This is a genomic window from Porphyromonas sp. HMSC077F02, assembly GCF_001815465.1.
Taxonomy (GTDB): Bacteria; Bacteroidota; Bacteroidia; order Bacteroidales; family Porphyromonadaceae; genus Porphyromonas_A; species Porphyromonas_A somerae.
On record NZ_KV820668.1, the window covers coordinates 34727 to 41969 of the forward strand.

Below are 7243 nucleotides of genomic sequence, written 5' to 3' on the forward strand. Positions count from 1 at the left end.
TCGTGCATAACTAGGTGATGTGTGTTGGTTAGTTTCACTTAGCATGCACCCTCCTTTATACCGATTAGGTAGATGAAAAGAGGAGGGTGCATGATTATTTTGTGCCTTGCATATTACTTTATATACAGATATACTTATGAAGAAGATAACTCTTTTATTCATTGCTCTCGTGGGACTACTTTTCCTGCCCTTCGCATCTTTATCCGTGAGAAGTGAGGAGGTAAGATTTGTGGATGGCTCATTGATCATAGCACAGTTTACCGATCTCCACTGGGATGCCAGATCCAGAAAAAAGCAAAAGACCGAAGCCATACTGCGCTCAGTGGTAAATCAAGAGCAGCCACATTTGATCGTACTTACTGGTGATATCGTCACTACTTCGCCTGCAGAAAAGGGGTGGCTTGAACTACTGGCTATCCTTAATGACCTGAAAACCCCATTTATGGTTACCCTCGGAAATCACGATACTGAAGTGCTGGCAGGTGATAAGATTTTTTGCCTATTGGCAAGTAATTCTCCCTACTTCATTGGCACCAATTACGAAAGAGATATTGATGGGTATGGCAATATGGTACTACCTATCAAAGGGGCTAAGGGCGATGCCACGGCACTACTCTACTTTTTCGACTCTCATAGCTCAGAGCCCAATCCCCTACTGGGTACCTATCAAAAGATCCAATGGAACCAGATCGAGTGGTATCGCAATCGGAGCAGAGAGTTTTCAGCTAGCTCTCCCAATGAAACCCCCATCCCAGCTCTTGCTTTCTTCCATATTCCACTCCAGGAGTATGCTTTACTTAAAGGAGATACCAAAACCTATGGCAACTGGCAAGAGGGTATCTCAAGTGCTGGTATCAACTCGGGCCTATTCTCTTCTTTCATTGATATGGGCGATGTGATGGGAATGTTTGTGGGGCACGACCATGTCAATGACTTTATTGGTATTCATATGGGTATAGCAATGGCTTTTGGACGTAATAGCGGAGCTGATGCTTATGGCAACTTCGTTCGTGGAGGGCGGATTATCAATCTATATGAAGGTGAGCGTAAGTTTGATACTTGGATCACCACACCTGAGGGGAGGGAGCCCGCTTATTACTACCCTTCAGGTCTTAACGCTCATGCCGAATCTGAGATGGCTTATTCCGCTTCTAAGGATTTAGCTCAAGTGGTTCCAGGTGTTTCCTATACTTACTATGAGGGCGCTTTCAAATCAGTAGAGGAGTTTAAGGAGGATCATGAAGTTTCCCACGGAGTGTGCTCCAACTTTGATATCTCTCTTGCACCCAAGCAAGATCACTTTGGCTATCAATTCAATACCTTTATTTATATCCCAGAGAGAGGGGTATATCGCTTTTATACCTATTCCGACGATGGTTCTGTACTCTATGTAGATGATCAGTTGGTGGTCGATAATGATGGCGGGCACAGTGCACGTCGGCGTGAAGGGATGATCGCCTTAGAGCAGGGGTATCACCATCTACGGCTTCTCTATTTTGAGAACTATATGGGTGAGATCCTTGAGGTAGGTATCGTGGGGCGTAACCTCCCAGAGCGACCCCTACAAGAGGAAGACCTTTTTATCCAAAGTGGCAGCAAATAAGCCCGAAGCCATAAGGACCTCTCCGAGGTCCTAGTTTGAGAATGTTGCACGAAGGATGAGATGCAAGGCCTGAGGATGAGGGCTAGGTGCACGTAGGGCACCAAGGCCTCACCAGGCCAAAGGGAGCGTACTCACGTACGTGACCGAGCCCGAATTCCGAAAGCAACGCAGCAGATCGCCATTCTGCAACATCCACCCATGGCCTATTAACCCAACCTTCTCCTCGCTGGTATGCGAAGTGTACCTGCGAGGAGAAGGTTGGGCAAAGAAATAGAGCTCACCTCCTACCCCGAAGGGGTTGCACTTTAGGTTCAATAAGTTATTGTATATATGCAACCCCTTCGGTGTAGCCTATTTATGGTACCCTTTTCTACCCAAGCTTCACCTTCAGGCTCGCTTTCGCTCGCTCTCACGGGGAAGCTTGGGTTATTACACCATGAAACCCCTTTGGGGTTTTACTTGTATCGTCTATAGCCCTCCAACCCTTACGGTCGCACTCGTATAGGCTTGTCCGACCCACAAGGGGTCGTAAGCTAGGAGGGGGATGGCTTATGATCCCCCAGTCGTTCGGGGCTAACGCCCCTCCGACGTGTGGGCTAGGATACGTCTGACCTCCCACAAGGGGAGGTCATTTGACAATAGATAGTACACAATGGTGCCATTCATTGAATGAGGTAAGGCAATCTAAATCTCCATATCATATAGGTGATTAATTATATTTTTTGGGAAGGGGAAAATGACCGCTTGCGGTCGGACGGATCCTAGTCCCTGTTCGGAGGGCGTAGCCCGAACGACCAGGGGGAATATGGTCATCTCCTCCCCACCCTCGCGACCTCCCCTTGTGGGAGGTCGGACAATTTGAGCTAGGGCTTTGTCTAGTGAAAAAAGATCTTCAGAGTACCATATGATAAAGATTTACACTGGGCAAGAGTCTCTAGAAAAAAACGCAGGTCGTTGGGGCTTTCCCTCACGACCTGCGTCTTGTTTCTTTATTTCCCAACAATTGTTGAGATCACCCGATCCAGATCGGCGGAGGTGAGGGCAGAGCCCGATGGGAGGCAGAGCCCCCTGTCAAAGAGTTGCTCCGAGATCGCCTTGCCCTCCACCATGCTGTAGAAGGGGCAGTCGGCAAAGACCGGTTGCAGATGCATCGGTTTCCAAAGCGGGCGGCTCTCGATATTCTCCGCCTCCAACCGTTGGCGAAGCTCCTCACGGTCATATCCAGTTACCTCGCGATCTATTGTGATACAGGTGAGCCAGTAGTTACTATTGAAGTCGCTCGAGGGGGCACTCATCACCTCAATCCCCTTCACATCAGAGAGCGCCTCACGATAGTAGTCGTGGTGGCTCCTGCGGGCATCCACATGCTCCTGCAGCACCTCCATCTGACCACGACCGATACCGGCCGAGATGTTCGAGAGGCGGTAGTTGTAGCCGATATGCTTGTGCTGATAGTGGGGAGCCGGTTCGCGTGCTTGTGTGGCAAAAAACATCACCCGCTTTGCCTCCGCTTCGCTGTGCGTCACCAGGGCCCCTCCGCCCGAGGTAGTGATGATCTTATTGCCATTAAATGAGAGCGCCCCATACTTCCCCAGCGTACCGCACTTACGCCCTTTGTATGTAGAGCCAAGCGCCTCCGCAGCATCCTCCACCACAGGGATATCATACTCACGGGCGATCGCCAGGATCTCATCCATCTTCGCCGGCATACCATAGAGGTGCACAGGGATGATCGCCGCCGGCTTCTTACCCGTCACCTTGATCCGATCCTCAATCGCCTTTCGGAGCGCTTTCGGACACATATTCCACGTCTCCGGTTCGCTATCCACAAATACAGGGCTTGCCCCTTGATACTTGATCGGATTGGCACTCGCCGAGAAGGTAAAGCTCTGGCAAAGCACTTCATCGCCCGGTTTCACATCAAGCATCACCAAAGCCAAGTGAAGCGCTGCCGTGCCGGCACTCAGTGCCACCACATGCACATCTTCATTCAGGTAATTGCGTAAGTCCTGCTCAAAGGCATTTACATTCGGACCGAGCGGTACCACCCAATTGGTATCAAACGCCTCCTTAATATACTTTTGCTCCTCGCCCCCCATCTGGGCCAGCGATAGCCATATCCTCTTCTTCTCTTCCATATCACTATCTCACACTTTAGTCTTATACTTCTGTTTTGGGTGCCTCGGCATATCAGGGTAGGTATACTCCAGTTCGCCTGCCTCCAGCAACTCCTTCAGGCAGTTCCTTATCTGGTATGCTTTTGTCCTTATCTAGTATGCTTTTGTCCTTATCTGGTATGCTTATCTCCTTATCTACTATGCTTATATCTTTCTTTTAGTCTTTATACGACTGTGGGTTAAGTGCGATGAAATTAGTTTTCTTCGGTGGTGTCGCGAGGGGTAGAGGGGCGTTGCTCACGGGCAAATGCACGAGTGGTGACGGTAGAGGATTCAATAGCACGGAAGGCAATATCCTTCACCGTCTCTTCCGACTTAGCCACTTTCACGCCTGCCTCTCTCAGCTGAGTCTCCATCTCCTTGATCTTCTGCTGTAGCAAACCGATCTGCTGATCCTTCAGCAGTAGCTGACCCTCTGTCTCCTTTTGAGCTAGGTCAAATTCAAAGCGGTGCTCCCTCTTGAGTCGCTCCTCCGTGGTGGCAATAGCCTTCGAAGTGGCCTCCTCGATGCGTCCCTCCATACCCGAAGCCAGCTGTCGTAACTGTTCCAACTCCTGTTCGGCATCGGTAAGAGCCTTGAGGCGGTCGGCATGCTCCCGTTCAAATGCCGACTGACGCTCCCTTAGCTCCCGCTCCTCATTTTGCAGACGCGTCTTAAACTTATCCTCCTCCTCTCTGCGTCTCTGATTGGTCGTGTAGTTGTACTCCTCCTCCTCACGCTTCCGCTGTAGAGCGATGTCAGCCTTCTCTTGCTTCAGACCGTTGGCGTGCTGCTCCTTCTCCCGAGCCCACGCCTCACGAGTCTCCTCAATCTCCTGCTCCAATTGGCCTTTCTTCAGCTCCAGCTCCTGCTGTGCCTCCTCCTTATACTTCTTCTGAGCCAGGATAAGGGCCGAGAGCGAGTCGGCATTACTCTGAATAGCATAGAGCTCCTCGATCCACGCCTCCTTTACCTTGATGGTCTCATTGAGCAGATGGAGCTTCTCAAAACCCTCCTTAAGCTGTTTCTGAAGTAGCACCACCGCTTTTTCAAATCCTCCCATCACCTCACGGGCATAGTCATTCAGCTCCTCGGCCGAAAGCCCCTCAGCCTTCGTTACCACCTTCGCCTGCTCCACTCGCTTTTGTTCCTCGCGTGGATTCTCCTTGCTCTTCGTCGACACCTCCTTCAGAAGTGCCTCGTAAGCCTCCAACATCTCCTTCTTGGTATTGGACATACTGATCTGTACTCTCTCCTCACTCATAACCATCCATATCTAAAGGTTTATAACTTGAGAATGTTGCACGAAGTGCCATTCTCGCACATTTGCTTAAATGTGCTGAGACTTTGCACGGATGATGAGATGCCAGGCGCTGAGGATGAGGCCGAAGAAAGCGTACTAGTGTACGTGACCAAGCCCGAATTCCGATAGCAACGCAGCAGATCGCATTTGTGCAACAGTCTCAACTCTTTCATCATCTCCCAAACTATACAGCAAACTTACCAATAACTTCCAAGCAACCCCAATCATTTTGGTCCCTAAAGTGCGAATGATGCACGAGAAGTGCCATTCTCGCACATTTGGTTCAAATGTGCTGGGACTTTGCACGCAGGACACCAAGCACCTACAAAGTGCTGGAAGCGTACTGGCCTTCGAGACGACCCCGAATCCCGAAAGCGTGGTTAGGATAGCAGTCAGAATTTATCAATATCCCTTTGGATATAAAGACGCACCCTTTCAGAGTTCCTAAACTCCTGCATCTCCTTCCGATGCGAAAAGGCAAAATGAGGGTGGCTACTATTGCATAGGTAGGCCATCACCACTCTTTCCTCAGAGTTTATAAAATCATCGTCAAGGTGAGAGAGCGTATTCTTTAGCTGCTCAACCCCCTTCTGTATCCATCGCTTTTCGCCACTTTTGAGTTCTATGAAGATTACACGCTCCTTTCCCTTCGTGTAGAGAACCCCATCGCACAAGTGCTCCTCAGGGATATTGTGATCAAGTGGTACAAATTGTAGCTCTACTTCTTTTTCGTTGGTTACGTGGGCATTCCACTTACAAGGATCCCCATTTGTAGTGGTATAGGCCCACTTATCGCGGTCCGATGTGGCGTGTGGATTCCCATCGTTGATACCAAATTCGCGAGCCTTTTGTAGCGGCTCCGTGATATGCGAAGGGTCAAAAAAGTCCACCTTATCCTTCTGCGATGCCATCTTCTATATCCATCAAATCGCTAAAGAGTTGATTAGTCTCCTGTAGGGCATTGTTAAGGAAGTTGCTATCTTCTGGGATACCCTCATAGCTTTTCAACTTTCTCACCACCCCATTCTCCTCTATCTCATAGATCGATAGCTCATTAGGTGCCAATTGGCTGCGATGAGGCACTATAGCCTCCACCAACTTGTTTCCCTCATCACCCACCTTGTTCGCCACTTGATAGGCCTTCACACAGATAGAAAGGTAGTTGATTATATAGGGGCTATGCGTAGTCATCACCAATCCGCTTCCGTTATTTCTCTTACGGCTCTCCAATAGGTTAAATAGTAGCTCCTTCTGTGTCAAAGGATATAGATTTTGCTCCGGTTCCTCCACAATACACCAAAGCGACTTAGGTGCAATCACCTTCGTCACATTTTCTATCATCAGCTTTTTCAATTGGTCAGATACGAAAGCGTCCTCTTGTATCTCGGCAATCTTCTTGCGAAGCTTCGCGAGCTCCTCTGCACTAAGGGGGACATCCACCCGCTCTGCAATCTCATTCGATAGAGACCTTGATACCAGTAGCAGTGGTAGAAGCGATTGTAGCCCGCTTGCTCCTTTATAGGCACGCACCTTGCTCCCCCCTTTGGCGATGTACGTAATTTTATTTTGTCTACTATACTCTACAGCAAACCCATCCACAAGGTCAAATGACCCCTTCAATTTGCCAAGGGCTTTTTGGTATTCCACCTGGAGCGTAACCAATGATGCAGGCAGACCTCGCACCTTATCAGCCTGCTCAATAGCAACCATAAAATTACGCTCCGCAGGGATATACATCACCTTCGGAAGTAAGTAGCCACCATCCCCCCTATTTTTCTTTATAAAGAGACGCTCCGACTTGTACTCAAAAGTATAAGCCTCTCCCACATACTTGATGTAGGTATAAGGACAAAAAAAGTCCTCAATCTGATGGTAACCACAAAGAGTCTTACGAAATCGATTGTAGAGCGTATAGTACTTCTCATCCACCTCCTGCCTAGAGATAGCCTTCTCAAGCCAAATACAGGTGGATAGTATCTTCACGATGGTACTCTTCCCCCTCCCCTGACGGCCACAGAAGAGAGTCACTGGAGAGATCTCCATCACCCCAGTAGCTATAATTGGACCAAGTCTTCTTATCTCTAAATACTTCATAGCAATAGCTTTAACTGCCTACCTTTTCGCAAAGATAGCAAAAAGGGATAATATGAGAATGTTGCACGAAGTGCCATTCTCGCACA

At 49.0% G+C, this 7243-nt stretch carries 6 protein-coding genes; 1 reads left to right on the top strand and 5 read right to left on the bottom strand.

The window, feature by feature from the left end; genetic code table 11:
- Positions 1 to 136: 136 nt before the first annotated feature.
- A complete protein-coding gene (locus HMPREF3027_RS04615; protein WP_070707295.1) occupies positions 137 to 1603 on the top strand; it encodes a PA14 domain-containing metallophosphoesterase in 1467 nt (488 codons plus the stop codon).
- A gap of 989 nt (positions 1604 to 2592) precedes the next feature.
- On the opposite strand, the gene HMPREF3027_RS04620 is transcribed toward HMPREF3027_RS04615, so the two are convergent.
- From HMPREF3027_RS04620 to HMPREF3027_RS04635, 5 genes are all read right to left on the bottom strand, one after another.
- On the bottom strand, positions 2593 to 3741 hold the full coding sequence (locus HMPREF3027_RS04620) for a DegT/DnrJ/EryC1/StrS family aminotransferase (RefSeq protein ID WP_070707297.1): 1149 nt from the start codon (positions 3739 to 3741) through the stop codon (positions 2593 to 2595).
- A 9-nt stretch (positions 3742 to 3750) separates the two neighbouring features.
- On the bottom strand, positions 3751 to 3873 hold the full coding sequence (locus HMPREF3027_RS09860; protein ID WP_371440876.1) for a Fic family protein: 123 nt from the start codon (positions 3871 to 3873) through the stop codon (positions 3751 to 3753).
- A gap of 101 nt (positions 3874 to 3974) precedes the next feature.
- A complete protein-coding gene (locus HMPREF3027_RS04625; protein WP_070707299.1) occupies positions 3975 to 5024 on the bottom strand; it encodes a coiled-coil domain-containing protein in 1050 nt (349 codons plus the stop codon).
- 431 nt (positions 5025 to 5455) lie between these two features.
- A complete protein-coding gene (locus HMPREF3027_RS04630; RefSeq protein WP_070707301.1) occupies positions 5456 to 5974 on the bottom strand; it encodes a hypothetical protein in 519 nt (172 codons plus the stop codon).
- A complete protein-coding gene (locus HMPREF3027_RS04635; protein ID WP_070707303.1) occupies positions 5955 to 7157 on the bottom strand; it encodes an AAA family ATPase in 1203 nt (400 codons plus the stop codon). Before HMPREF3027_RS04635 ends, HMPREF3027_RS04630 begins: the two co-directional genes overlap by 20 nt.
- Positions 7158 to 7243 lie beyond the last annotated feature (86 nt).